Origin of the sequence: Acinetobacter sp. C32I (assembly GCF_023702715.1) — a bacterium.
In the GTDB taxonomy this organism is placed as follows: domain Bacteria; phylum Pseudomonadota; class Gammaproteobacteria; order Pseudomonadales; family Moraxellaceae; genus Acinetobacter.
The window spans coordinates 1,649,178-1,673,230 of the sequence record NZ_CP098480.1 but is presented as its reverse complement, the minus strand read 5'-3'; the positions used below and the strand labels follow the sequence as shown (position 1 = coordinate 1,673,230).

Annotated in this window: 29 protein-coding genes; 14 read left to right on the top strand and 15 right to left on the bottom strand. The window is 40.1% G+C overall.

What is annotated here, in order from left to right; all coding sequences use genetic code 11:
* Nucleotides 1-7: 7 nt before the first annotated feature.
* Both NDN13_RS08185 and NDN13_RS08180 read right to left on the bottom strand, forming a co-directional pair.
* A complete protein-coding gene (locus tag NDN13_RS08185) occupies nucleotides 8-682 on the bottom strand; it encodes a hypothetical protein (RefSeq protein WP_251117879.1) in 675 nt (224 codons plus the stop codon).
* Nucleotides 682-2,022, bottom strand: coding sequence for a deoxyguanosinetriphosphate triphosphohydrolase (locus NDN13_RS08180; protein ID WP_251117878.1), 1,341 nt, complete (start codon nucleotides 2,020-2,022; stop codon nucleotides 682-684). The genes NDN13_RS08185 and NDN13_RS08180 overlap by 1 nt, the downstream gene beginning before the upstream one ends.
* 158 nt (nucleotides 2,023-2,180) lie before the next feature.
* On the opposite strand from NDN13_RS08180, the gene NDN13_RS08175 reads away from it, so the two are divergent.
* The 3 genes from NDN13_RS08175 (at nucleotide 2,181) to NDN13_RS08165 (ending at nucleotide 8,191) form a co-directional block, all read left to right on the top strand.
* Nucleotides 2,181-2,894 (top strand): hypothetical protein, encoded by a 714-nt coding sequence (locus NDN13_RS08175; protein ID WP_251117877.1) that lies wholly within the window; start codon nucleotides 2,181-2,183, stop codon nucleotides 2,892-2,894.
* Between the two features lie 185 nt (nucleotides 2,895-3,079).
* Complete coding sequence (gene purL, locus NDN13_RS08170) at nucleotides 3,080-6,910, top strand: phosphoribosylformylglycinamidine synthase (RefSeq protein ID WP_251117876.1); 3,831 nt, start codon at nucleotides 3,080-3,082, stop codon at nucleotides 6,908-6,910.
* Nucleotides 6,911-6,985: 75 nt separating this feature from the next.
* Nucleotides 6,986-8,191, top strand: coding sequence for a multidrug effflux MFS transporter (locus NDN13_RS08165; protein ID WP_251117875.1), 1,206 nt, complete (start codon nucleotides 6,986-6,988; stop codon nucleotides 8,189-8,191).
* Nucleotides 8,192-8,256: 65 nt separating this feature from the next.
* Here NDN13_RS08165 and NDN13_RS08160 read toward each other — a convergent pair whose 3' ends face one another.
* Entirely contained in the window at nucleotides 8,257-8,805 is a 549-nt protein-coding gene (locus NDN13_RS08160; protein ID WP_005322037.1) for a hypothetical protein, read from the bottom strand.
* 393 nt (nucleotides 8,806-9,198) lie between these two features.
* Here NDN13_RS08160 and NDN13_RS08155 point away from each other — a divergent pair, with 393 nt between their 5' ends.
* The 4 genes from NDN13_RS08155 to NDN13_RS08140 all read left to right on the top strand — a co-directional run bounded on the left by NDN13_RS08155 (nucleotide 9,199) and on the right by NDN13_RS08140 (nucleotide 11,434).
* Complete coding sequence (locus NDN13_RS08155; RefSeq protein ID WP_159413478.1) at nucleotides 9,199-9,714, top strand: DUF4189 domain-containing protein; 516 nt, start codon at nucleotides 9,199-9,201, stop codon at nucleotides 9,712-9,714.
* A gap of 38 nt (nucleotides 9,715-9,752) precedes the next feature.
* Nucleotides 9,753-10,268, top strand: coding sequence for a DUF4189 domain-containing protein (locus NDN13_RS08150; RefSeq protein WP_159413477.1), 516 nt, complete (start codon nucleotides 9,753-9,755; stop codon nucleotides 10,266-10,268).
* Between the two features lie 133 nt (nucleotides 10,269-10,401).
* Nucleotides 10,402-10,962: an SMI1/KNR4 family protein gene (locus tag NDN13_RS08145; RefSeq protein WP_005322048.1), complete on the top strand. Its 561-nt coding sequence runs from the start codon at nucleotides 10,402-10,404 to the stop codon at nucleotides 10,960-10,962.
* A gap of 52 nt (nucleotides 10,963-11,014) precedes the next feature.
* Complete coding sequence (locus tag NDN13_RS08140) at nucleotides 11,015-11,434, top strand: NUDIX hydrolase (RefSeq protein ID WP_251117874.1); 420 nt, start codon at nucleotides 11,015-11,017, stop codon at nucleotides 11,432-11,434.
* Here the strand turns inward: NDN13_RS08140 and NDN13_RS08135 are convergent.
* Nucleotides 11,429-12,022 (bottom strand): DUF3885 domain-containing protein, encoded by a 594-nt coding sequence (locus NDN13_RS08135; protein WP_251117873.1) that lies wholly within the window; start codon nucleotides 12,020-12,022, stop codon nucleotides 11,429-11,431. The two genes, NDN13_RS08140 and NDN13_RS08135, sit on opposite strands and share 6 nt — an antisense overlap.
* 168 nt (nucleotides 12,023-12,190) lie before the next feature.
* Between NDN13_RS08135 and NDN13_RS08130 the strand changes: the two genes are divergently transcribed.
* Nucleotides 12,191-12,322, top strand: coding sequence for a KGW motif small protein (locus tag NDN13_RS08130; RefSeq protein WP_251118196.1), 132 nt, complete (start codon nucleotides 12,191-12,193; stop codon nucleotides 12,320-12,322).
* A gap of 64 nt (nucleotides 12,323-12,386) precedes the next feature.
* On the top strand, nucleotides 12,387-12,701 hold the full coding sequence (locus NDN13_RS08125; RefSeq protein ID WP_251117872.1) for a YqfO family protein: 315 nt from the start codon (nucleotides 12,387-12,389) through the stop codon (nucleotides 12,699-12,701).
* A 3-nt stretch (nucleotides 12,702-12,704) separates the two neighbouring features.
* Here the strand turns inward: NDN13_RS08125 and NDN13_RS08120 are convergent, their stop codons facing one another.
* Nucleotides 12,705-13,850 (bottom strand): glycerate kinase, encoded by a 1,146-nt coding sequence (locus tag NDN13_RS08120; RefSeq protein WP_251117871.1) that lies wholly within the window; start codon nucleotides 13,848-13,850, stop codon nucleotides 12,705-12,707.
* A 133-nt stretch (nucleotides 13,851-13,983) separates the two neighbouring features.
* A complete protein-coding gene (locus NDN13_RS08115; RefSeq protein WP_251117870.1) occupies nucleotides 13,984-14,784 on the bottom strand; it encodes an enoyl-CoA hydratase-related protein in 801 nt (266 codons plus the stop codon).
* 107 nt (nucleotides 14,785-14,891) lie between these two features.
* Here NDN13_RS08115 and NDN13_RS08110 point away from each other — a divergent pair, with 107 nt between their 5' ends.
* Nucleotides 14,892-15,458, top strand: a complete 567-nt coding sequence (locus NDN13_RS08110) for a nicotinate-nicotinamide nucleotide adenylyltransferase (RefSeq protein ID WP_251118195.1) — start codon at nucleotides 14,892-14,894, stop codon at nucleotides 15,456-15,458.
* A gap of 1 nt (nucleotide 15,459) precedes the next feature.
* Here the strand turns inward: NDN13_RS08110 and NDN13_RS08105 are convergent, their stop codons facing one another.
* The gene (locus NDN13_RS08105; protein WP_251117869.1) at nucleotides 15,460-16,377 is read right to left on the bottom strand and encodes a LysR family transcriptional regulator; all 918 of its coding nucleotides are present in this window, start codon (nucleotides 16,375-16,377) and stop codon (nucleotides 15,460-15,462) included.
* A gap of 97 nt (nucleotides 16,378-16,474) precedes the next feature.
* Between NDN13_RS08105 and gstA the strand changes: the two genes are divergently transcribed.
* Genes gstA through NDN13_RS08090 form a run of 3 tightly spaced genes read left to right on the top strand, consistent with a single transcriptional unit; the run spans nucleotide 16,475 to nucleotide 17,725 of the window.
* Nucleotides 16,475-17,077 carry a glutathione transferase GstA gene (gene gstA / locus NDN13_RS08100; RefSeq protein WP_251117868.1) on the top strand — a complete coding sequence of 201 codons (603 nt, stop codon included), beginning with the start codon at nucleotides 16,475-16,477 and terminating at the stop codon, nucleotides 17,075-17,077.
* Between the two features lie 40 nt (nucleotides 17,078-17,117).
* Nucleotides 17,118-17,345, top strand: a complete 228-nt coding sequence (locus NDN13_RS08095; RefSeq protein ID WP_251117867.1) for a tautomerase family protein — start codon at nucleotides 17,118-17,120, stop codon at nucleotides 17,343-17,345.
* 5 nt (nucleotides 17,346-17,350) lie between these two features.
* Entirely contained in the window at nucleotides 17,351-17,725 is a 375-nt protein-coding gene (locus NDN13_RS08090) for a nuclear transport factor 2 family protein (RefSeq protein WP_251117866.1), read from the top strand.
* 47 nt (nucleotides 17,726-17,772) lie between these two features.
* Here the strand turns inward: NDN13_RS08090 and NDN13_RS08085 are convergent, their stop codons facing one another.
* The 8 genes from NDN13_RS08085 to dapD form a co-directional block, all read right to left on the bottom strand.
* Nucleotides 17,773-18,135: a glyoxalase superfamily protein gene (locus NDN13_RS08085; RefSeq protein WP_251117865.1), complete on the bottom strand. Its 363-nt coding sequence runs from the start codon at nucleotides 18,133-18,135 to the stop codon at nucleotides 17,773-17,775.
* An 11-nt stretch (nucleotides 18,136-18,146) separates the two neighbouring features.
* The gene (locus tag NDN13_RS08080; RefSeq protein WP_251117864.1) at nucleotides 18,147-18,716 is read right to left on the bottom strand and encodes a CAP domain-containing protein; all 570 of its coding nucleotides are present in this window, start codon (nucleotides 18,714-18,716) and stop codon (nucleotides 18,147-18,149) included.
* Nucleotides 18,717-18,837: 121 nt separating this feature from the next.
* Entirely contained in the window at nucleotides 18,838-19,299 is a 462-nt protein-coding gene (locus tag NDN13_RS08075) for a peroxiredoxin (RefSeq protein ID WP_251117863.1), read from the bottom strand.
* A gap of 19 nt (nucleotides 19,300-19,318) precedes the next feature.
* The gene (locus NDN13_RS08070) at nucleotides 19,319-20,005 is read right to left on the bottom strand and encodes a Dph6-related ATP pyrophosphatase (protein ID WP_251118194.1); all 687 of its coding nucleotides are present in this window, start codon (nucleotides 20,003-20,005) and stop codon (nucleotides 19,319-19,321) included.
* 94 nt (nucleotides 20,006-20,099) lie between these two features.
* Entirely contained in the window at nucleotides 20,100-20,525 is a 426-nt protein-coding gene (locus tag NDN13_RS08065) for a hypothetical protein (protein WP_251117862.1), read from the bottom strand.
* 31 nt (nucleotides 20,526-20,556) lie between these two features.
* On the bottom strand, nucleotides 20,557-21,225 hold the full coding sequence (gene queC, locus NDN13_RS08060) for a 7-cyano-7-deazaguanine synthase QueC (RefSeq protein ID WP_212749791.1): 669 nt from the start codon (nucleotides 21,223-21,225) through the stop codon (nucleotides 20,557-20,559).
* Between the two features lie 77 nt (nucleotides 21,226-21,302).
* Nucleotides 21,303-22,013: a 7-carboxy-7-deazaguanine synthase QueE gene (gene queE / locus NDN13_RS08055; RefSeq protein WP_251117861.1), complete on the bottom strand. Its 711-nt coding sequence runs from the start codon at nucleotides 22,011-22,013 to the stop codon at nucleotides 21,303-21,305.
* Between the two features lie 119 nt (nucleotides 22,014-22,132).
* On the bottom strand, nucleotides 22,133-22,954 hold the full coding sequence (dapD, locus tag NDN13_RS08050) for a 2,3,4,5-tetrahydropyridine-2,6-dicarboxylate N-succinyltransferase (protein ID WP_171553539.1): 822 nt from the start codon (nucleotides 22,952-22,954) through the stop codon (nucleotides 22,133-22,135).
* A gap of 295 nt (nucleotides 22,955-23,249) precedes the next feature.
* Between dapD and carO the strand changes: the two genes are divergently transcribed.
* Nucleotides 23,250-23,999, top strand: a complete 750-nt coding sequence (gene carO / locus NDN13_RS08045; RefSeq protein WP_251117860.1) for an ornithine uptake porin CarO — start codon at nucleotides 23,250-23,252, stop codon at nucleotides 23,997-23,999.
* Nucleotides 24,000-24,053 lie beyond the last annotated feature (54 nt).

The window sequence follows — 24,053 nt, the reverse complement described above, 5'->3', positions numbered from 1 at the left end:
GAGTCTTTCACTTATTTGTTAATGGTTGAATAGTAGATGCCATTTGTTCTAAACGCAAAATGGCTTTTAGAATTTCTTTACGATTTCGCGCGGATTTTATCCAAGAAGGTAAGCGGCTTAAGTAAGCTTTATTCTTATTGGTATAGGTTCTCTGTCTTAGCTCTGCAGAGATGTAAGCTTTCAAATCGTTTAACTGTTCTGTGTTATACACGAAAATAAGACCATGCCTTGTTTCTGTGGAGAGATATAGACGATAGCCAAAGAAGGGGTCTTTATTGATTTCAAACCCTGATTTTCTCGGAATTTTATAGGTGAGTAACGGATAAGGGGAAGTATACACTTGCTCTGTTTGGCAGAAAGTACAATTCAGTTTTATAAAAGGCGGAAGAACACTCGGCTGAGCATAAGATTGAGAAAAGAGATATTTTCCACGTTTACAAGAGCAGGTTTGATTAATTTCTACGTTGATCTCGTCAAAATAGCCTAAGTTGTTTTGTTGCTGCTGGTCTTGATCAAAAGTTTTACAACAGGATAAATAGCTAAAAACAATGCTTTTTTTCGGCTGATTAGGTAATTCTTGCTGAAAGACCTGAGCGTTGCTCTGACAAAATGGGCATACCACTAAAACAGGAGCATGTGTAAAACTATCCCAGGTCTTACCTTCATCAATAAATCGCTTCATTAAAAAAAGCCTATTTTATTGCCTTGCAGCTCTTGCGCCAAGCTATAAGCCTGATGATCTGAGAACTTACTAATAATATCGAGAACTTGCATAATATTATTATAGTGGTTGTTTTGCAGATTTACCCCTGAATGTTGCAAAATTGACATCAACCGCTGTTCTTTAAAGCTTAATGTTTTATGCGGTATGGTTAAAGGAATAAAAGCATCTAAGATGGTTTGCAAACTTTGATGGGCAATAATTTCTAAACCAGATTTTTGAGGATGCTCAAAAATACGGTCTCTGGCGAGATTTTTTGCCGTTTGAATGCCTGCTTCAATATCAGGTGAGCAATATTGTAATAGGCTGCCTTTAAGCTGACCGGTTAAAATCTCATAATGATGTTTGGCAAAAGCCGTGGTCACCTCATCGACTAAGCGCTTCATCACACGACCGCGTAAAGCTGCAATTTTTTGCTGCCAAGTGGTATGTGGTAAATGGAGTTCTTCTGGATAACCATAATCGGCAATCAGATTCAGAAAAATCGGTTCAACTTCGGCATAGTTGAGCATATTGAGAATGATGCCATCTTCTAAGTCAATTAGCGCATAACAAATATCATCGGCAGCTTCTAATAAATAGGTCAGTGGATGACGGCAATAGTGATAGTCACCAAGCTGAATGAGTCCGAGTTGTTCTGCCAGTTGTTTTAAAATTTCTTTTTCAGATTGATAACAACCAAACTTCGCCCGTTGATGCGATGGCATATCGCCTTGTTCTTCGATGGTTTTGGATAACCATGGATATTTTAAATAAGCACCGAGTGTTGCACAGGTAAGACGCATGCCACCATCATCGGGATGATAGTCAATACGGCTGAGTAGACGTAGTCCTTGCGCATTGCCTTCAAATTGACGAACATCGGCTGCTTCTTCTGGCGTGAGTTTAGTGAGGAAGTCTCGATGAGAAGCATCATCAAACCATTCTCGAATCGCATATTCACCTGCATGACCAAAAGGGGGATTACCAATATCATGCGCCAGACAGGCTGCTTGGATAATCGCACCGACATCTGCCGGGGAAATCCACATCGGTAATTCATCTTTGATTTTTTCTGCGGCTAACATGCCGAGTGAACGCCCAATACAAGACACTTCTAGCGAGTGCGTGAGGCGGGTATGGATACCATCATGTTGTGTAAGTGGATGAACCTGTGTTTTTCTATTCAGTTGGCGAAAGCTTTGCGAAAATATAATTCTGTCATAATCTTTGTGGAATGGGCTTCGAGCCAATTCAGTACTGCTTTTTTTACTACCTAAACGAATTGCAGATAGCAATTCTACCCAACGCATTTGTTCCATTCATCATTATTCACTATGAGTTCAGGATCATCATGCCAAAAAAAAGATTAAAGCACTAGGGTAGAGCGACACAAGTTGTCTTAGATAAGTGTGTCGTCGTTTATAGTTTTGTATTCAATGATAATTTAAGATCATTAATTTGAATATTAGGGGGAATAATGAAGAAGATGGCTCTTATGCTGGGTTTATTGCTTTCGGCGTGTCATCAAGCTAAGCCGCCTGAATCACTGGATATACAACACCAGCAGGCAGCATCTGATCAAATTAAGCAAAAGGTGGTAGATCGGTCAAATAAGACAAATGTTATTTTATCCGTATTCGCTTATCAAGAAACAGCAGATCAGCACTTGGATCAACAATGCATTTGGACCGATGATGCAAATGCAATGGCTAAGCGTTACTGGAGTATTCAACCCAATATCGAATTGAATGGGTATTCTCGTTTTACCAAAGACGATATTACTTTATCTGCTGTGCTATTGAGAAAACCTATTCAACATTGTTCAGCGTTTTATAAGACGGCACAAACCACGTTTGCTTATGCAGTTAATAATGAAAGAGATTGGGTAAATAGCATCCCGATTACATCAGATCAACTGATTCAAAATGCAGATGGAACAGTTTCTATTGATTTAGATCGTAATGGTCAAGCTGAGCAAACTTATGTCTGTTTAAACAGTGAAAGTATGGATGTGTTCTTTAAAGAAGCGATTCTGGATAAAAGTTTTATTCATGCACATGTGCAGCTTTCATATAGTATTGATGGTGGTGTAGATGACTCTATGGCTTGTACGGATCAATTCTTTTCTAAGCTCGGTATTTCAGTAAAAGAAGATCCACAAACAGGGAATATGGTTTATACCGCACGCTAAATGAATTGTTACGAATAAAGTAAAATGGATAAAGCTACAAGAAATTAAGCCATTTGCAGTAGAAAACTCTGATTTTTAAGATGGATATAGCTAGCTGAAATGAGCCTTTCACAGTAGAATATGCGCTCTTTCATAAGTCACATTGTGGTAGGTTCGTTAGACCCACCCGTGGAGCCAAAGTCAACATGTTTATCGTGGCCGGTGCATCAGCACATTCTTCTTTCAAGAAAGCTCAACTCTTAAACCGATTAACGTCAATGAGTTCTGTTCAATCTTTTGACAGCCAGTGGGTTTATTTGTTTGATCAAGCGCTCAACGAGCAGCAACATCAATCGGCATTACAACTTTTAAACGATGGTCAATCTTTCGAACTTCGCCAAGCTGCAAGTGATGAAATCCAGATTTTAGTGACACCGCGTGTGGGGACAATTTCTCCGTGGTCATCTAAAGCAACCGATATTTTTCAAAACTGTAATACACCTATTCACCGTTTAGAGCGTGGTCTGTTATTTACACTGAAAGGTGTGAAAGAGATTTCGAACGAAGTGAAATTGGCATTACATGATCGTATGACAGAGAGTGTTTTTGCTCAGATTGATGATGCAAAAGCTTTATTCTCAGAAACAGCACCGAAGCCATTGAACTCAATTGATATCTTGGGTCAAGGAAAGGAAGCGTTAGTTAAAGCCAACAATGAGTTTGGCTTTGCTTTATCTGAGCAAGAAATTGATTACTTAACCGAAGCATTTACCAAGCTGGGTCGTAATCCAAACGACATCGAATTGATGATGTTTGCACAAGCAAACTCTGAACACTGTCGTCATAAAATCTTTGGTTCTGAATGGACAATTGATGGTGAAAAACAACCATTATCATTGTTCCAAATGATTAAAAATACCTATAAAGAATCTCCAACAGATGTGTTATCAGCATATAAAGATAACGCGTCTGTGATTGTGGGTTATGACACCATGCGTTTTTATCCGAAAGCAGATGAAAATGGTCACTTCGTTTATAAATATAAGAGCCAAGCCGCTCATATTTTAATGAAGGTTGAAACACACAACCATCCAACTGCAATTGCTCCATTTGCAGGTGCTGCCACAGGTTCGGGCGGTGAAATCCGTGATGAAGGTGCAACAGGTCGTGGTGGTAAACCAAAAGCAGGTTTAACTGGCTTTACGGTTTCGAACCTAAATATTCCTGGTTTTGAACAGCCTTGGGAAGATAACTACGGTAAACCTTCACGTATGGCATCGCCATTACAAATCATGATTGAAGGTCCATTGGGTGGTGCTGCGTTTAACAACGAATTTGGTCGCCCAGCATTAAATGGTTATTTCCGTACTTTCGAACAGAATGTCAATGGTGAAGTGAAAGGCTTCCATAAGCCAATCATGATCGCTGGTGGTTACGGTAATATTCGTCCTGACCATGTTGAAAAAGATGCGATTCAACCGGGTGACTTGCTCATTGTATTAGGTGGCCCTGCAATGTTGATCGGTCTTGGCGGTGGCGCAGCGTCTTCTGTAGACAGCGGTACCATGGGCGAGAGCTTGGACTTTGCTTCTGTTCAACGTGAAAACCCAGAAATGGAACGCCGTTGCCAAGAAGTCATTGATACCTGCTGGCGCTTAGAAGATTTTAACCCAATCGTGTCTGTACATGATGTGGGTGCGGGTGGTGTATCTAATGCTATGCCAGAACTTGTGAATGATCACGAGTTGGGTGCAGTGCTTAACCTGCGTAAAATTCCATCATTAGAGCCAGGTATGAGCCCGATGGAGATCTGGTCAAATGAAGCGCAAGAACGTTATGTACTTGCAATTCGCCCAGAGTCTTTAGAACAGTTTGAAGAAATTTGTGCACGTGAGCGTTGTCCGTTTGCGGTATTGGGTGAGGCGACTGAAGCGCGTCACTTAACGGTTGAAGATCCGTTGTTTGAGAACAAGCCTGTTGATATTCCAATGCAGGTGATCTTAGGCGGCACACCGCGTATGCAACGTTCGTATGAAACGATTGAGCGTACGGGTAACGACTTTGATGCTACGAAAGTTGATTTAAAAGATGCGATTTTCCGTGTATTGAAAAATCCAACAGTTGCGTCTAAATCATTCTTGATCACCATCGGTGACCGTTCGATTACCGGTATGGTTGCACGTGATCAGATGGTGGGTCGCTGGCAGGTTCCTGTTGCAGATGCAGCAGTAACCACTACCAGTTTGCAAGGCTTCACAGGTGAAGCAATGGCAATGGGTGAACGTCCACCAGTAGCTTTATTGAATCCTGCTGCATCTGCGCGTCTAGCGGTTGCAGAGGCAATCACCAATATTGCTTGTGCCAACATCGAACAAATCAGTGATATCAAACTTTCTGCAAACTGGATGGCAGCGGCAGGTCAAAAAGGTGAAGACCAAGCCTTGTTTGAAGGTGTAAAAGCGATTGGTATGGAAATGTGTCCTGCATTAGGCATCGCAATTCCAGTTGGTAAAGATTCACTTTCAATGCGTACCACTTGGAATGATGGTGAAGATAAAGCAGTGACTTCGCCAATGACCGGTGTGATCACAGCATTCGCACCAGTTCTAGATGTTCGTAAAACATTGACACCTGAATTGAAAAACTTAGCCGATTCAGTACTGCTACGTATTGACCTATCTAAAGGCCAGTTCCGCCTAGGTGGTTCGATCCTTGCGCAGGTGTATAAAGCCATTGGTTCAGTGACACCTGATGTCGATAGTTTTGATGACTTCAAAGCATTCTTTGCCTTGATTCAAGATTGGAACAATCGTGGTGTGATTAAGGCTTACCATGATATCGGTGATGGCGGTTTATTGGCGACTGTTGCTGAAATGATGTTTGCTTCACGCTTGGGTGTTGCTTTAGAAAATCAAAGCACTGAAAGCTTATTTGCTGAAGAAATTGGTGCTGTAGTACAAATCGCAGCGGCGGATTGGGCTCAGTTAGAAGTTGAAGTTGCAGCATCAAGCCTGAAAGATGCAATTACAGTTGTGGGTCGTGTCAATACAACCGATCAATTGGCTGTGAATGGTTTGACTTTAGAACGTGCTGAATTACAACAAGCATGGGCTGAAGTATCACATCAGATTCAACGTTTACGTGACAACGTTGAAACTGCTGATCAAGAGTTTGCTTTAATCGCAGATACAAACCACAAAGGTTTAATTGCACAAGCAACCTATGATTTAAATGAGCCAGTCGAAGCGCCGTTTATCAATACACGTCGTCCAAACATGGCGATCTTGCGCGAGCAGGGTGTTAACGGTCATGTTGAAATGGCAGCTGCTTTTGACAAAGTTGGCTTCAATACCATCGACGTACATATGAGTGACTTACTTGCAGGTCGTGTCAGCTTGAGCGACTTCGAAGGTTTAGTGGCGTGTGGTGGTTTCTCATACGGTGACGTGATGGGTGCTGGTGGTGGCTGGGCGAAATCAGTATTGTTTAATGCAAAATTACGTGACCAGTTTGAACAGTTCTTCCATCGTCAAAATACATTCAGCTTAGGCGTATGTAATGGCTGTCAAATGATGTCTCAACTTGCACCATTGATTCCAGGTGCAGAGCATTGGGGCCGTTTCCACCGCAATACTTCAGAAGTATTTGAAGCGCGTGCCGTGAACGTTCGTGTAGAAAAATCAGTTTCTGTCTTACTTGAAGATATGCAAGGTTCGATTTTACCAATCGCTGTTGCGCATGGTGAAGGTCGTCTGGTTGCAACTGAACAGCAAATTGCTGCTTTAAATGCTGAGAACCAAGTGATCTTGCGTTATGTAGATAGTTTGGGTAATCCAACTCAACACTATCCATTGAACCCGAATGGTTCACCGGAAGCGATTACAGGTTTAACCTCTAAAGATGGCCGTGCAACCGTGATGATGCCGCATCCAGAGCGTAACTTCCGTGCCTTACAGCATTCTTGGAAGCCAGAAGATTGGGCTGAAGATGGTGCTTGGTTACGTATGTTCCGTAATGCACGTAAATTTATTGGTTAATTAAACCCATGCAATAAGCCACCGTCAGGTGGCTTATTTAATTCAGTATAAAATAATCATCGATGGACAAGAAAAATGAAATCAAAAATCCATTTCCACGAATTTGCACTGCTGATGGCATTACTGATGTCCATCGTCTCATTTTCAATTGATGCTGTTTTACCTGCACTCGGTGAAATTGGTCGTGTTTTTAATTTGCAAAATAATAATCAGGCACAATGGGTCATCATCAGTATTTTCTCAGGCATGACCATTGGACAATTGATTGCAGGACCATTGTCCGATGCGATTGGACGGAAACGGATTTTATTCACTGGCATCGTGATCTACTTTTTAGGTAGTTTGTTATGCTATTCCACCCAAAGTTTTGAATGGTTCTTGCTAGGGCGTTTTATTCAGGGTGTTGGTGTTTCAGGGCCCTATGTGGCTTCGATTTCGATTGTTCGGGATAAATACAGTGGCGCCCAAATGGCGCGGATCATGTCACTAATTATGATGGTGTTTATGGTCGCACCTGCAGTTGCACCGAGCTTAGGTCAGCTGATCATCCATTTCTTTGGCTGGCGCGATATTTTTGTGTTGTATATGGTCTATGCCATCGCAGTGGGAGCATGGGTCGCTTTGCGCTTGGAAGAGACCTTAGTGTCTGAAAATCGTCTGCCAATGCGGGTACAAGCATTTAAGGATGGTTTTAAGGAAGTGGTGAGTAATAAAACTACCATGAGCTATTTGTTGTGTGCAGGTTTTTGTTTTGGTGGGTTTATTGGCTATCTTGGAACGTCACAACAAATTTTTATGCAACAATTTGGCAAAACAGGGCAGGAGTTTAGTGCCTATTTTGCGCTATTAGCAGGTGTGATGGGGATTGCGTCTTTTACCAATTCTAGAATTGTCATGAAGTTTGGCATGCGTCCCATCTGTATTTATGGCTTTCTTGGTTTAAGTCTAATTTCGTTGCTGTTCCTCATCATCCAGCTTTCTGGCGTATCCATCTCATTCTGGATGTTTATGCTGTATGCCTGCATTCTATTTTTATTGTTTGGAACACTATTTGGCAATCTAAATGCGATTGCAATGGAACCGATGGGGCATGTGGCTGGTATGGCTTCTGCGATTATTGGTGCATCGTCTTCGGTATTATCGCTTATTCTCGCCTCTATTATTGGTCAGTTATATAACGGAACTTTAATTCCAATGACCTGTGGTTTTGTGATTTTATGTGGTTTGGCTTTTGTGCTGACCTTATATGAAAAACGACAATTAACTAAATTAGCAAGTTAAATCTTATAGTTTGATTTTTGGACTGAAATACATTTAAAAGCCATCTGATGATGGCTTTTTTATATTTAGCTTTTGATGCAACTCATTAATGCATCGCGAGCTCTAAATCCACCACTAATGGATGATGCGTAGATTGTTTTTCCTTGCAGTAAAATTTCCATTGCACCGACATCATCCAGTTTGGGGGCTGTCTGTACCATACTTACAGGAACGAGCAGCATACCTTTCTTTGGGCTAGGAAGTAGGGTAGCCTCCGTTGGCATGACTGAATGATCAGTCCGTATCACAATGTCGAGTTGTTGATTACTGGCCGTTGTTGGTATATGAGGACCTGTAAACATCAATGCTCCAGTACTTCTTTCTGAAGGACCGAACAGGGTAAGTTGATTCAAACCTGAATTATAAGAGACGGCACATCCTCCTTTTCTGCCACGATGTTTAGAAAGAAACCATATTCCATGTTCACCTTGATAAATTTGTTTCATGTTTTTAGAGCTTGTTAATGGATAATGTGAATTTGAGTTAGCTTGAATAAGCTCATTTGCATAGAGAAATGTTGATTTTGTTAAAGCACTAAAAGCGAAAATTAAGGTCATTAGAGGTTTATGGGGCATATAAATACTCTTTGCTTTGGATTCTAGTTTTAAAATTCTATTTGCTCGCTTTAAAATCTAATTGAGCGAATTATGGGATATTTGACTGAGCGTTATATATCCTGATTGATCTTTTATATATTTTTTTAACATTGGTTAAAAGATCATAAGATGATCAATAGCTAAAATTGTCCTATGATGTTTATAATTAAAGAATAAGGTGTTTGATAATATGACCTTTTATTTTCTAAGTGATGTTTTTTTAAATAATAAAATAAAGATCTGATTACACTTTGTTTATAAATATTTAACTTATTGGGATAATTTTTCTGTTTGACTTTCAATTTTGTTTTCATCTTCTCAGAATTTAGTAATCTTGAAGATAATTCACTTTTTAACAAAGAGAGATAAGGGATGAAAGCAAATTATGGTTTATTGATTGGATTGGTTTTTGCTGGCTTAACTCCATTCTCTGTAGCACAGGTTCCGATTGCTCCTGGCGTTTATGCTTGCGATGGTGCAGCACAGGCAGGGCCATGTAATGGTGGGAATGCAAGTGGTGGTTCATCAAGTTCATCTTATGGTGTCGTAGGATATGCTCATGCTGCGCCCAAATGGGCAGATCGATGGGGGGCGGTTGCTGATGATGGTGCTGGCATTGCTGGGATTGTCGAGAACAAGATCAGTCGGAGTGATGCTGAGCGAGGGGCGGTGGAGGCATGCAAGAAGAGAGGAGGGAGAGCATGCAACCTCGTATTTGCCTACCACAACCAGTGCGCCGCAATTGCTGCAGGGCAAGGAGGTACAACATGGGCCCGTGCGGCAACTAGAGAATTAGCGGTTCAGAACAGTATGAATGGATGCGAGAAGGAGCGGAGTAACTGTCGTGTCTACTATTCTGGCTGTAGCCTTCCAGAGCAGATCCAATAGTTTAAAAATAAATCATTTTGAATAAAGAGAGATAAGGGATGAAAGCAAATTATGGTTTATTGATTGGATTGGTTTTTGCTGGCTTAACTCCATTCTCTGTAGCACAGGTTCCGATTGCTCCTGGCGTTTATGCTTGCGATGGTGTAGCACAGGCAGGGCCATGTAATGGTGGGAATGCAAGTGGTGGTTCATCAAGTTCATCTTATGGTGTCGTAGGATATGCTCATGCTGCGCCCAAATGGGCAGATCGTTGGGGGGCGATTGCTGATGATGGCAAAGGTATTTTTGGTATTGTTTCGAATATGAGCAGTAAGCGAATAGCAGAGAATAGTGCACTTGACGAGTGCAAGAATAGAAACGGTGGGGATTGCAAATTACAACTGACGTATCATAATCAATGTGCTGCTGTCGCAGCTAGTACTTCAGCGACTTTTTCATCTGGTTCACCGACTTTAGAAGAAGCAAAAAGCCGAGCTATGAAACGCTGTATTGCAACTGGAAATCAATGTTGGGTTTATTATTCAGGCTGTAGCCTTCCAGAGCAGATTCAGTAAAAGGCTTTTGTAAATAGAGTATCTGGAAATCAGCAATATAAAAGTGTATTTGAACTCATTAATTTAAAAACGCATGCTAGATGATTCTTTTATATAATGATCAACATAATTAAAGAATTAGAGATTTTTCTATATGGTTGATTTTGTTTCTGAGTTGATAAGCTGTCGACATGAAGATACGCATTTGCCTTTTTATCCAGAACATATTCAAGGCTATACAGAGCAAGAAATTGATCAAATTGCTGAAATTTATAATCTAGAGATTCATGGGCAGTTCCGAGAGTTTTTATCACAAATGGGAAGATGCTCAGGCGGTTTGTTGTGGGGCTCTGTATCTATGTTCAGATATTCATGGAATAAAGAGGCTTATACAGACTATCAAAAAGTTTTAGATGGTGAAGATGAAATAAATAAACCTAATGGGTGGATTAGTGCAGTTGAAAATAAACTCTTCCCATTAACAAATGAAAATGAAGGCAATCAGTTTGCATATCTAGCGACTGCTTTAAAAAATGATTATGTTTGGTTATGGGATGATGGACAACCAGAATCTGAATTTAGTCGTACTGGATCTACACTTTTAGAATATTTAAAATGGTTAGTAGAATATGAGACTAAACAAGCACGGTTTGGAGATAAATTGGTCAACTTTGAACAGGATAAACAATATATTACGGGAAAATTATTAGACTAAATCATTGGTTTGAAAATAAAAGTTTTATTTATATAACTTTGAGTGACTAAAAGTGCAGTGCTATGGAAAAGTTGTCCCTGTAGTTTTAAGACATAAAAACCAAGGTATAGATATATTGGCTTTTCATCATCCACTTGCTGGGACCCAATTGGTTAAGGGCACAATTGAACAGGGTGAGCAATATGAACAGGCTGCAATTCGTGAGTTGTTTGAAGAGTCGGGATTGAGTGCTCAGCCTAATCCCAAGTTTCTGGGTAATCTCATACTTAAATTCAATCTGCAAAACTGGTATTTTTATTTATGTGAGGTGAAGGGTGAGTTGGCTGAAACGTGGCAACATCATTGTCAGGATGGCGGTGGTTTAGACTTTAGATTCTTTTGGTATTGTTTAGATCAACAACCAGATGATCATTGGTATGAAACCTTTAGAGAAGCGTTAAGCTTTTTAAGGAATAGCTTAACGTCGTCATAATCCATCTGCTCTTGGTGAAAGCCAGTCTTGATATTTGTTTCTTAAATCATTTCTTTTCGCTTTATCAAAGATAATAAAATCAATGCCGCCATCATAAGGTGCAACAATTATATTTTGCTCAAAGGAAATCATAAAAGCCCTTAACTCATCATCAGCGATTTTTTTCAACAAGTCATTGTGTTGATTCGTTTGCCAAGTTACTTCTACTGTACAAGGTCTAAAGAAATGATCTTCATCCTCTCCTTCATAATATTCAGGATTGGCTTGAGTTAAGTTAATTTCCTGCTCTAAATGGAATTGGTAATTAAGCCTAAAAATAGGGTCATAAGCTTTATTGTTCCTGCTCGCTGTGAAGTAATGACCTGAAACAATAAAAATAGAAGTACCGATACCGAGGCAATCTGTAATGATTTTGTTTTGCCGATTTAGCAATAACTCATATTCTTCAGGGGTGTTAGCATATCTTTTTGACTCGGGAAGGCTGTGGATTCTGAACCAAAATTGTGGAAAATTTTGGACTAAATAATGAGAAATTGGAAGTTTGTCGGGATAAAAAAAATCCCATCGAGTTTGAAAAGAATGAGCCATATCAATTTATAAAAATTCTATAGAAATTTATTTTATTTTAATTAGATAGAAAGATAAATCTAGAGCTTAGGATCGTTTGTTTGAATCATTTATAAAAAAATTGCTTTTCAGAGTTGGTTCAATTCTTGCTTATTATATTTTGAAAATGAACAAAATATGAGAAATCGGATAATGAAACACGAAAATTATTTAAGAACATTGCATACAAAAGATCAAGGCTGGTTTTGGTTTGGCTTGACCGTTGTTATTCAAATCGTACTGATAAGCGTGAGCTATCTTATGATGAATATTTCACTTTGATTTTTAGACTTTTTTAGCGTTATGATTCATGAATTGATTATCCATGATTTGAGTCATTTCGATAATGCTAAAATTGATTTATTACGTGCCAGAGTCTCACCTTGAATCTACAAAATCTGCCATTTTCAAAGCAGGGGCAGGTGGTATTGGTAATTATGAGCACTGTGCTTGGCAAGTCAAAGGCATTGGACAATTTAAGCCTGTAAAAGGTGCAAATCCTTTTTTAGGGCAATTAGATGAATTGGAGCAGCTCGAAGAATGGCGAGTTGAAACCATTGTCTCTAAGGAAAAGGCTAGTGCTGTGGCAAAAGCTTTAAAGGCAAGCCATCCCTATGAAGAACCTGCTTTTGAGTTTATCCAGATTTTAGAGATTCAATAAGCTTTATTCTTTTCTAATAATATTGCTTTGAATCAATCGAGCAATATCCGTTGTTCGCGCACTCACCAGTTCTGCTGCATTAGTACAAGCTTCTTCTAAGCTAGTTGGGCCTGAGGTTAAAGAAAAGGCAGCCGTAATGCCATGTTCATATAAAGCTTGATAGTTTTGCCCAAGCGTTCCTGCTATCACAATCACAGGGATATTGGCGGCTTGTGCAATTTTGGCAACGCCAAACGGTGTTTTGCCATTTAAAGTCTGCTCATCAAACTTTCCCTCACCTGTAATCACCCAATCAGCGCCTTGGATTTTGGCAGCAAGTTGATTCAGTTCTGCAATGACTTCAACTCCAGATCGAAACTCAGCCTTTAAGAATGTTTTAGCAGCAAAACCAAGTCCACCAGCGGCTCCTGCACCAGCCTCATTACGCTGATCAATGCCAAGTAATTGTGCGGTGACATCGGCAAAATGGGAGAGGGCTTGATCTAACTCCAATACTTGTTGAGGAGAAGCACCTTTTTGCGGTCCGAAAATATGAGAAGCGCCATTTGGCCCACATAAAGGATTGGTCACATCGGCAGCTAATAGGAATTGGGTTTGTTTAATCCGTGGATCAAACTGATCTAAATTGATTTCAGCCAAATTCTGTAGTGCTACGCCGCCAGCAGGTAAGGGATTATGGTCTGTATCCAAAAATTTGGCACCTAATGCATTGAGTAAACCTGTACCTGCATCATTGGTCGCGCTGCCGCCAATTGTCAGGATAATTTGCTTAGCACCTGCATCTAATGCTGCGAGAATCAGTTGTCCAGTACCGTATGTACTGCTATGACATGCATCACGATCAGCAGGTTGCACCAACTGGATACCACTGGCTTGTGCCATTTCAATAATGGCGATCTTTTTAGCATCTAACCAGCCCCATTTTGCCAGTACAGCTTCACCAAGTGGGCCTTGAACCCTTTGCTCACGCCATTGCCCTGAACAAACCTCTAAGACGGCCTCGATAGAGCCTTCACCACCATCCGCCATAGGGCATTGAATGATTTCTGCATCAGGAAAGACTTGTTGCCAACCTAAAGCAATTGCTTGAGCAATACCGTGTGCAGATAGGCTGTCCTTAAATGAATCTGGGGCAATCACAACTTTCATAAATTCTTTGCAATCAAATTTTAATCTAGCTTGAGCTTAGTCTGTCCGATGTTGAATATCTAGATGAATGACAAAAATAAAAAAAGCCACTAAGTAGCAACTCAGTGGCTTGGTTTAATCAACGACTATTGCATTAATTAAACTGAGAAAAATCAGGCTTACGTTTTTGCATAAAGGCTTGTACTGCTTCCATCATTTCAGGAGAACGCACACGTTGCATAAAGATTTCAGCTTCATCATCAACACACTGAATGATTTCAGCCAAGTCTTGCTTCATTAGTGCCTTACTTTGTTTGATCGACGCCAATGGTAATGCAGCTAAATGTTGAGCTGTTTGTTGTGCCGTAGCATAGACATCTTCAACCATGTCGTTCACCAGATTGGCTTTCACCGCAGTTGCTGCATCAAACTTCTTCGCAGTAAATAACAATTCAGCGGCTTTTTGATAGCCCGCTTGTTTGACTAATAAACGACTTGCAGCACCTTCAGGAGACAGGCCAAGGCTGACAAATGGAATTTGGAACAGGGCGGTGTTATCTGCGAAAACGAGGTCAGCATGTAATAGCAGCGTTACACCAATACCAATTGCTACACCTTTGACCGCAATGATCAATGGCTTAGAAAAACGTGCAGCAGCTTTTAACAATACAAATGGAGGTTGATCGCCAGCTTTACCTTCATGTGGCTTTTGGATAAAGCCCATAAAGTCTTTCATGTCATTACCCGCAGTAAAGTCTTGTTCTGCACCACGGAAGATCACCACACGAACGTCTTTATCCGCATCTGCTTCATCCAAAGCTTTTGCGATCCAAAGATAAAGTTCGCCATAGAGTGCATTTTTTGCTTCTGAACGGTTAATGGCTAAGGTGAGTACGCCATCTTCTAAATTTGCTTGCAAATGTTGATGAGGTTGTTGAATACAGCTAAGTGTCATCGTACTATCCTTGCTTTAATCCAGATTGATTTTTAAGTGCCCTCATTATGTCGCATATTTATCTGAATGACACAACTGATGAGTTCACAAAAAGTGAAATTACGCCTATGTACACATTTGACTATCTTGTTTTTATTGGACGTTTTCAGCCTTTTCATTTGGCGCATATGCAAACCATTGAAATTGCGTTACAGCAAAGTCAGAACGTGATCTTGGCTTTGGGCTCGGCTCAATCTGAACGGAATATCAAAAATCCCTTTTTAGCCACTGAACGTGAACAGATGATTTTGTCGAATTTTTCTGCACAAGATCAAAAACGGATTCATTTTGTGCATGTTGTCGATGTGTATAATGATGAAAAATGGGTTAAACAAGTTAAAGATTTGGTCAATGCTATCATTCAGCCCAATGCAAAAGTCGGGTTGATTGGCCATTTCAAGGATGAGTCTTCGTATTATTTACGTTTATTCCCCGAGTGGCAGATGGTTGAATTAGATAGTTTGAAAGATTCAATTTCAGCTACGCCAATGCGTGAAGCTTATTATCGGGGGGAGATTCAAACTGAATTTTTTCCTGAAGGGACGATCCAGTTTCTGAATGAGTTTCAAAAATCATCCATCTACGCTGAATTACAGAAAAAATATTTGACGGATGATCGCAGCAATATTGAATAATTTAATTGACGTTTGTTAACTCGTTGATCAGGAAATCAATCAAAACACGGAGATGAAAAGATTCGTGTTTTTTCGATGGATAAACCAAAGAAAAAGGGCGGGATGCACCAGACAATTCAGTTAATACTTCAACAAGCGTATGATTTTCGATTTCTTTTTCAACAATAAAACGATAGGTCTGTAATAAACCTGCACCGTGCTTGGCGAGGGTAACTGTGCCTAAGATATCATCCAAACAACGTATTTTTGCAGTCGTTACATATTCTACAATTTGGCGATTTAGATTGAATAGCCAAGGAACATTTTTTCCTGTGCTAGGTAATACAAACTGAATGCATTGATGATGCTGTAAATCCTCAAGGTATTGTGGGATACCAAATTGCTTTAGATATTCTGGCGATGCAACTACGATCAACTCAGCTTGTTCAAGTTGACGTGCAATCAGATTCGAATCAGCGAATTGCCGGCCACGGATCGCTAAATCATACCCTTCTGCTATAAAGTCCACATTTTTATTGGTGAGTTGTACATCAATTTCAATCTTTGGATATTGTTGTGAGAATTTTGCCAGTAAAGGCAATATTCGATAATGCCCATAAGGGGTAGGAACACTGAGTCTGATGAGACCTGTCGGTTGCTGATTTTGATTCTTTAATTGCTGTTCTGCCTCAAGAATTTGATTTAATGCTTGTTTACATTCATCAAAATAGATTTTTCCTTGTGGGGTTAAACGGACTTGGCGAGTCGTTCGGATAAACAATGGAAGGGTTAAATGCTTTTCAAGGCGTGCGATTGAACGACTCACAGCCGCAGGACTAACACCTGCATGTAATGCCGCTTTAGTAAAGCTTTCGTATTCAGCAACTAAACAAAACAGTTCGACGCTGCTAAACATCATTCGTCTAAGTTGCTGCGACATTCATTACACCATGTAAAAAATGATTTGAGTTGTATGCTATTTAAGCACATAAATGTAAATAATAAGATAGCTTCATCCCTTGTGATGGAGTGATTGTATGAAACTATTTTATTCACCAAATGCTTGTTCTTTAGCCCCGCATATTGTTTTAAGAGAGCTTGGAATTCCATTTGAATTGATCAAAGTCGATTTACAGCAGCATTTGACCGTATTAGGCGACGATTTTTATCAGCTTAATTCCAAAGGACAAGTGCCTTTACTCCAGTTGAATGATGGATCATTTTTATCGGAAGGCAGTGTGATTAGCCAGTTTTTAGTGGATCAGGTTGGACGAAAAGATCTATTACCAGAAATCAATACACCTCAACGTTATCAGGTACTGGCGTGGATGAATTTTATTGCCTCGGAAATTCATAAGGCATATTCGCCATTTTTTCATGACAGCTATGCTGATCAGCGTAAAGCAGTATTTAGCTCAATATTAAATAAGCATTATAGATGGGTAGATCAGCAATTAGCTGAGCAGCATTACTTAACTGGGCAAGATTTTACGATTGCAGATATTTATCTGTTTGTGGTGACACGCTGGGCAGCGTTTATTGAGTTGGATCTAACAGATTGCATACATTTGACCAGATTTATGCAGCGAGTTGCCAATCGTGAGACCGTCAAAAATGCGATTGCAGTCGAAGCCGCTTAGCGGATTAATCTTAAGAAAATCATTTTAGAAGAGAAAAATCATGCCTTATATTTTGATTCAAATTACCAAAGAGAATGTTTCAGTACAGCAAAAGCAGCAATTGATTAAGGAGGCGACGGAGCTTGTAGTTCGGGTACTAGATAAGGACCCTGCAACCACATTTGTGGTGATTGATGAAGTGAATACAGATAATTGGGGGGTGGCGGGAGAGACAGTATCCACGCGACGACTGAAGCAACCCGTCCATAATGATGAGGCGATAGGGTAATCCATATGGTTAATAATGCTATTTTAGCGATTCATTCGCAATTGCAGCAATATTTTGATGCTTTATATTTTTGTGATGTGAACCGCTTGCAACAAGTCTTCCATCCTGATGCCATGTATATCAACGCCACGGATCATCCTTTGTTAAAACTGGAGATGGCAAGCTATTTTTCTATTGTGGAAAAGCGTATTTCACCCGCTTCTCAAAATGCGCTAAGACAAGATAAAGTGGTTTCCATCAACTTGATTCATAAGCGATTGGCAATTGCGCATGTTGAATGTGCCATTCAGCCAAAATATTTTTATGACGCATTAACACTGATATATGAACATCAACAATGGAAAATTATAAGCAAAGTTTTTCAATATGAAATTTTATAGCCCTAAATCCTTTAAGTCTAAAGGGAAAGTTGCTTAAGTTTATATGCTTAAGCATCTTCCCAAAAGATAATTCGATTTGAAAATGGATCGGTGATACTCAGTTCCAATGTTTCCCAGTCGGTTTTCTCTACTTGAGGTTTGGCAAATTTATAGTCTTTTGCATCTAATTCTGCGTGAAGCAAACTGAGATTTTCCCAATAAATACGAATGGCGCTATGCGGGCTGGCATCACCAAAATGTTCCGATAAGTGGATAATGCAATCGCCTTTGGAAATCTGTAGATAAATAGGGAAGTTATCCCCAAAAGTATGTTGCCAGTCCAATTGGAAGCCCAAATATTCAAGATAGAATGCTTGAGCAAGTTCAATATCAAAAATACGAAAAATCGGGGTAATTGATCCAGATTGCATGGTTCTTCCTCTTAGCGAACACCAAACTGTTGAGTCCAATAACTCTTTTGCTTGGCTGATGCGTCGACTGTACAGGCTAGCGCATAATCTGTAAATTTTGGATGCATTAAATTATGACAATGCACAGGGCTGGCAAGCCATGTAGCCATCACATCATTTAAATTTTTTTGTCCACGTGCTACGTTTTCACCGCCGCCTCGACCTTTAAATTGTGTTTGTTTTAGACGGGTTCTAAAATCTTGCCCTGTACTACTGACATGTCCAAGCACGCTGTACTGCGCCATATCTTCGGCATGGGCAAAAGCACTTTGATATAAATGATTGTTCCATTTGAGTGGTGCAACTGCTGGAAAATGCTGTGCTCCACATTGACGAGGGTGTTGCCGAATTTCATTGATCGCATTCAGAATGACCTGCTGATAAGCCGGATTTTGTATATCTTGGCAGCGTATTTCAATCACTGGTTTTTGAATTTGTGTGACTAAGGGGGTAGAATCTTGAGAAGTCGTCGGTGCATTGGAGTTACATGCCGCTAGAAAAAATAACAAGGATAGAGGCAAAAAAGCATTGAGATGAGTCATTTTAAATGTCTTTAATTTAATTCTTTTAATCTATTTATCATACGTCAATCGCAAAGCTGAGGGCAATTTGCTTGAATCAAAAAAGCGAGTCTTTAACTCGCTTTTTTGTTACTTAACATGATTATGCTGATTGCAATGCTTTTAAGTATTCAAGCACTTGTTCTGCATGTCCAGCAGCCTTGACCTTACGATAGCTTTTGACCAATTGCTGGTTATGGAAAATAAACGTTGAGCGTTCGATGCCCATCACTTGTTTGCCATACATATTCTTTTCTTTGATCACATCGAAATGTTTGCATAACACTTCTTCTTTATCGCTGATTAAATCAATTGTGAGCGCTTGTTTCTCAGTGAAGTTCTGATGTGCTTTAACTGAGTCACGTGAGACGCCAATAATTTGACAGTTTAACGCATCAAATTGGTCTTTTAAGCAAGAAAAGCCAACGGCTTGAGTAGTACAACCTGGGGTTGAATCCTTTGGATAGAAATAAAGCACCAGCCATTCACTACTCAGTTCTGCAAGATTCACTTCACCCTGTGTGGTTGGGAAGCTGTGATTCGGTAATTGAATATTCTCAGACATTGTTCATCCTTCGATAAAATTAATGTTGTTCAAGCTCAAGTGGCAAAAAAGCATATTCCTCATGATAAACAATATCACCTTGGCGTACAGGAATAGCTTTGTTAAAAATTGGTCCATCAATCACGGTGGTGTGGAATTCTCCACCTTCACCACATGGATCAATGCCACGATTTTCTAATTCTTGGATGTATTCCAGCGTGAGCATTTTGCCTAAATCTTCGACTTTCATGCCGAGTTTAAGATTAACTGTTACGAGAACACTGCGAAAACCAAGATTGATAAATTCTTCTACCACTTCTTTATGTGGGCGTAACCACAGCGGCATGCCTAATTTCAATCCCACTTGTTGGGTAACACGATCATGCCAGCAGCCATGCTGGGGCATATCCAAATCACCTGTTACCAGAACTTCAGCACCGTGTTGTTTGGCTTGATCAAGTAGGGAAATAAACTTGCTTTCATAATCAGCCCAACTGGATGATGCCATATATACTGGTAAACCAATGGCCTCTGCTTGGGCGCGAATAATATCCAGTGGCATTGCATGTGAACGAGAGCGTTGCCCTTGTTCTTCTAACATCATAATTAACCCGATCACTGTGCCTGTTTGCATGGTGTGATATAGGGCGAGGGAACTGTCTTTGCCACCACTAAAAGAGACGATAGACTGCCTTTGATCAGCATTGGTTTTCCATTGGTCTTGCATGGTGTTGTTCAACTTATTCACGATAGGAGAGATTTTAACAAAGCCTAATAAAAAAGCCCGCATAAATGCAGGCTTTGTTCTAAGCAAGACAAGCTTATTTTTTCGGCGCTTGTTGCTGCTGTTGCTGAGCAGCTTTCATTGCTTCTTCAGTGAGCTTTTCTAACTTGCTGACAAGCGGTGCACCTAAGCACGCTTGTAAATCTTTATTTTGCTGTTGTACAAAACCTAAAGAACTTGGGCTTTTCTTCGCATTGATCGCGCTTTGGATTTCCCATTTCTGAGCTTCAGTTACTTTACCTTGTGCGTCAATTTGACAACCACAGAATTTACTCACTTCTGCCGCTGTTAATTTGCCGCCTTTTGCAGTTTGGTCTTTACATACATTGACCAATGCTGATTTTACATTGGTACTTTTATACGCAGTTTGTAATGGATTATCAGCTGCGTGAGTTGCCGTTGCAAATAATGCAGCAGCTGACATCATTGTAGAAAGAATAAGATTTGGTTTAGAAAACTTCATATAATGTACCTAATTTTTTACCCTATATCGGTTATTCAGCGTAACGCGTTGGATCCGCAATACCTGCTTCGATAAAACCTTGTTGACGTAAACGACAGCTGTCGCATTTGCCACATGCACGTCCTTGAGCATCTGCCTGATAGCAGGATACCGTTTGACTATAGTCTACGCCATGTTCAATGCCTAAGCGTATAATATTCGCTTTGGATAAATGTAACAAAGGTGTTTCAATTTTAAGAGGTTTTCCTTCAACACCAGCTTTTGTTGCAAGACGAGCTAAATTGGCAAAAGCATCAATAAATTCGGGGCGACAGTCTGGATACCCTGAATAATCAACAGCATTGATTCCAATCACGATGGCAGCGGCGTCAAAAACTTCGGCTGCTGCGAGGGCATAAGACAAGAAAATTGTGTTACGCGCTGGAACATAAGTTACAGGAATGCCTTCTTGTAATTGTTCTGGGACTTCAATGTTATGATCTGTAAGCGCAGAGCCACCTAAATTACCCAAATCGATATTAATGATACGGTGTTCTACGCCTGCACGTTGTGCAAGTGCCTTGGCTGCATCAAGTTCAGTCGTTGAACGTTGGCCATACATAAAGCTTAGGGCGATACATTCATAATTGGCCTGTGCCCAAGCAAGACACGTTGTTGAGTCTAAGCCGCCAGACAATAATACGATGGCACGAGAACGCATATTATTTTCCATGATTCAACCTAAAAATAAATTTGATAAAAGCCGATCTATTTTGCAGAACGGAGATGGTAAGTATTTTAACGACCAGATTCATCATTCCATAACAGCTTATGTAACTGTAATTGGAAACGAACAGGGAGATGGTCTTCTAAAATCCATTGGGCTAAGTCACGTGCCAAAGCAGGCAGGGCAACAGCACCTTTTTCAATTGCAAAAGCAGGCGAGAACCATACTGTACTCACTTTATCTTGCAACTGGAATTGTTCAAGTTGTTGTCTAGACCACTCATAGTCCTCACGATTACAGATCACAAATTTAATCTGATCATGGGACGTTAAATAGTCAAGATTACTGTATAGATTTCGATGATCTTCTTTAGAGGTCGGTGTTTTTAAATCTAGTACTTTAGAAACACGTGGATCAACTTTAGACACATCTAAGGCACCACTGGTTTCTAGAGAAACGTCAAACCCGAGGTCACACAGACGCTGTAGTAAAATCAGGCAATTCGGCTGAGCAAGCGGCTCGCCGCCTGTGACGCAAATATAAGGGGTTTTATGTTGGCTTGCAGTTTCAATGATGTGTTCAAGCGATAAACGTTCACCACCTTCAAAAGAGTAGGTGGTATCGCAATAACTACAACGTAAAGGACAACCTGTTAAACGAATAAAAACGGTCGGTAGACCAAACGTATTCGCTTCGCCTTGCAAAGAGTAAAAGATCTCTGTGATGCGTAAACCAGCCGCAGGATCAGAGACAGGGATTGCAGAAGAACGTAAGGAAGCCATAAACAGTTACCACAAACAGGTGCTACATAAGCAGCATGCTACATAAAAAACAAAATCTCTACGACCATGACTGATCGTAGAGACAGGGAACGATCAAGTTCCGCAATAAATATTACAAATTAATCTGCGCGTAATAAGTCGTTCAAGCTGGTTTTAGCACGAGTTTTCGCATCTACTTTTTTTACGATGATTGCAGCATAAAGGCTGTAAGTACCGCATTTAGATGGAAGGCTACCCGCTACAACAACAGAACCTGCTGGTACGCGACCATAGTGAACTTCACCAGTTTCACGATCGAAGATCTTGGTTGATTGACCGATGAAAACGCCCATTGAGATGACAGAACCTTCTTCAACAATTACGCCTTCAACGATTTCAGAACGTGCACCGATGAAACAGTTGTCTTCAATAATGGTTGGGTTTGCTTGTAATGGCTCTAAAACACCACCGATACCCACGCCACCTGACAAGTGAACATTTTTACCGATTTGTGCACATGAACCAACAGTAGCCCATGTATCAACCATCGTACCTTCGTCTACATAGGCACCGATGTTGACATATGAAGGCATCAAAATCACATTTTTCGCTTGGAAACTACCACGGCGAGCTACAGCAGGTGGTACAACGCGTACACCTGCAGCTTTGAACTGTTCTTCAGTCCAACCAGAGTATTTAGTATCTACTTTGTCATAGAAACGAAGATCACAAGCTTCAATTGGCTTGTTGTCATTGAGTTTGAATGAAAGTAAAACTGCTTTTTTTAACCATTGGTGAACAACCCATTCACCATCAATTTTTTCCGCTACACGAAGTGTACCGTTGTCTAAAGCAGTCAATGCTTCTTCTACAGCTTGACGGATTTCTGTTGGGCAGTCCGTTGCGCTATAGTTGGCACGGTCTTCAAATGCTTGCTCAATAATTGTAGAAAGCTGAGACATGATCTTCCTTCTTCCAAAAAAATTTTGAAGATTTTACACTAATTTTCGGCAAGAATCTTTGAAAAAAGTAGTTACAATATATTGTTTTAAATTTGAGCAACAAAAATGTCATAAAATGGAGACCATTGTTTTTTATCTATAATTTAGAAATACATAATTCATTCGAATTTGTATCAAAAAATAACAAAAAGTAATCAGTTTCTGTATAAAAAGTTAGCGATCATTCTTTTATGCTTATTCTACAAGCAACAATTATACATTTATTTAAATAAAAGCGTTTTTTGAGGAGACTTCAATGAAAGCTTTGCGTGTTATGTTAGCAGCAGGTGCATTAACAGCGATTGCAGGTACTGCATTTGCAGCAGATGAACAAGTAGTGAAGGAATCAGTTTATGCATTCCCTTCATATTTAGATCCAGTTTCTGTTCGTGCTGAGGTAGGTACTACAGGCTACGGTGGTGCAATTTCATATAAAGTCAACCCATACGTTAGCTTAAGCCTTGGTTATAATGGTGGCGATATTTCTTGGTCAGACAGTTTGAAAATTGATGGCACGAAATATGATATGGACATGGACAATAAAACAGCGTATTTAAATGCTGAAATTTATCCATGGGGTACTAACCAAAATGCATTTGCTCGTGCACTTTATGTAGCAGCTGGTGTTGGTTATCTTGATAATAGTTATGATTTGAAAAAATCTGTTTCAAATACAAACGATACAATCAAAATTGATGGTTCAAACTACTACGCTCCTGGCGGTAGTGGTTCTGTGAAAGGCCATTTAAATTATGATAACCAAATTGCTCCATACGTAGGTTTAGGTTTAAATAGCCCAGTTTATAAGAACTTTGGTGTATTTGGTGAGGTCGGTGCGTACTATACTGGTAATCCTGAAGTTGACTTGAAATCTGAAGGCTTAGTCAAAGTAGGTGGCACAGAGTCAGGTCAAGCAGCAGCTGATCGTGATGCAGATAAAATTGCGAATAAGAGCCGATATGAATGGATGCCAGTTGCGAAAGTAGGCGTGAGCTTTAAGTTCTAATCCATACATTCAGCATAAAAAACGAGCAACATGCTCGTTTTTTATGCCTGCGAA

Bases quoted from the DNA above. Each gene is read 5' to 3' on its own strand.
- NDN13_RS08105 (WP_251117869.1), bottom strand. From the start codon at position 16,377: ATGTCGCAGCAACTTAGACGAATGATGTTTAGCAGCGTCGAACTGTTT.
- NDN13_RS08160 (WP_005322037.1), bottom strand. From the start codon at position 8,805: ATGCCCCATAAACCTCTAATGACCTTAATTTTCGCTTTTAGTGCTTTA.
- NDN13_RS08110 (WP_251118195.1), top strand. From the start codon at position 14,892: ATGTACACATTTGACTATCTTGTTTTTATTGGACGTTTTCAGCCTTTT.
- NDN13_RS08080 (WP_251117864.1), bottom strand. From the start codon at position 18,716: ATGACTCATCTCAATGCTTTTTTGCCTCTATCCTTGTTATTTTTTCTA.
- NDN13_RS08165 (WP_251117875.1), top strand. From the start codon at position 6,986: ATGAAATCAAAAATCCATTTCCACGAATTTGCACTGCTGATGGCATTA.
- NDN13_RS08115 (WP_251117870.1), bottom strand. From the start codon at position 14,784: ATGACACTTAGCTGTATTCAACAACCTCATCAACATTTGCAAGCAAAT.
- NDN13_RS08180 (WP_251117878.1), bottom strand. From the start codon at position 2,022: ATGGAACAAATGCGTTGGGTAGAATTGCTATCTGCAATTCGTTTAGGT.
- queE (WP_251117861.1), bottom strand. From the start codon at position 22,013: ATGGCTTCCTTACGTTCTTCTGCAATCCCTGTCTCTGATCCTGCGGCT.
- NDN13_RS08150 (WP_159413477.1), top strand. From the start codon at position 9,753: ATGAAAGCAAATTATGGTTTATTGATTGGATTGGTTTTTGCTGGCTTA.
- queC (WP_212749791.1), bottom strand. From the start codon at position 21,225: ATGCGTTCTCGTGCCATCGTATTATTGTCTGGCGGCTTAGACTCAACA.
- NDN13_RS08175 (WP_251117877.1), top strand. From the start codon at position 2,181: ATGAAGAAGATGGCTCTTATGCTGGGTTTATTGCTTTCGGCGTGTCAT.
- NDN13_RS08145 (WP_005322048.1), top strand. From the start codon at position 10,402: ATGGTTGATTTTGTTTCTGAGTTGATAAGCTGTCGACATGAAGATACG.
- NDN13_RS08135 (WP_251117873.1), bottom strand. From the start codon at position 12,022: ATGGCTCATTCTTTTCAAACTCGATGGGATTTTTTTTATCCCGACAAA.
- NDN13_RS08085 (WP_251117865.1), bottom strand. From the start codon at position 18,135: ATGCAATCTGGATCAATTACCCCGATTTTTCGTATTTTTGATATTGAA.
- carO (WP_251117860.1), top strand. From the start codon at position 23,250: ATGAAAGCTTTGCGTGTTATGTTAGCAGCAGGTGCATTAACAGCGATT.
- NDN13_RS08120 (WP_251117871.1), bottom strand. From the start codon at position 13,850: ATGAAAGTTGTGATTGCCCCAGATTCATTTAAGGACAGCCTATCTGCA.
- NDN13_RS08075 (WP_251117863.1), bottom strand. From the start codon at position 19,299: ATGTCTGAGAATATTCAATTACCGAATCACAGCTTCCCAACCACACAG.
- gstA (WP_251117868.1), top strand. From the start codon at position 16,475: ATGAAACTATTTTATTCACCAAATGCTTGTTCTTTAGCCCCGCATATT.
- NDN13_RS08125 (WP_251117872.1), top strand. From the start codon at position 12,387: ATGCTAAAATTGATTTATTACGTGCCAGAGTCTCACCTTGAATCTACA.
- NDN13_RS08090 (WP_251117866.1), top strand. From the start codon at position 17,351: ATGGTTAATAATGCTATTTTAGCGATTCATTCGCAATTGCAGCAATAT.
- purL (WP_251117876.1), top strand. From the start codon at position 3,080: ATGTTTATCGTGGCCGGTGCATCAGCACATTCTTCTTTCAAGAAAGCT.
- NDN13_RS08155 (WP_159413478.1), top strand. From the start codon at position 9,199: ATGAAAGCAAATTATGGTTTATTGATTGGATTGGTTTTTGCTGGCTTA.
- dapD (WP_171553539.1), bottom strand. From the start codon at position 22,954: ATGTCTCAGCTTTCTACAATTATTGAGCAAGCATTTGAAGACCGTGCC.
- NDN13_RS08185 (WP_251117879.1), bottom strand. From the start codon at position 682: ATGAAGCGATTTATTGATGAAGGTAAGACCTGGGATAGTTTTACACAT.
- NDN13_RS08065 (WP_251117862.1), bottom strand. From the start codon at position 20,525: ATGAAGTTTTCTAAACCAAATCTTATTCTTTCTACAATGATGTCAGCT.
- NDN13_RS08095 (WP_251117867.1), top strand. From the start codon at position 17,118: ATGCCTTATATTTTGATTCAAATTACCAAAGAGAATGTTTCAGTACAG.
- NDN13_RS08070 (WP_251118194.1), bottom strand. From the start codon at position 20,005: ATGCAAGACCAATGGAAAACCAATGCTGATCAAAGGCAGTCTATCGTC.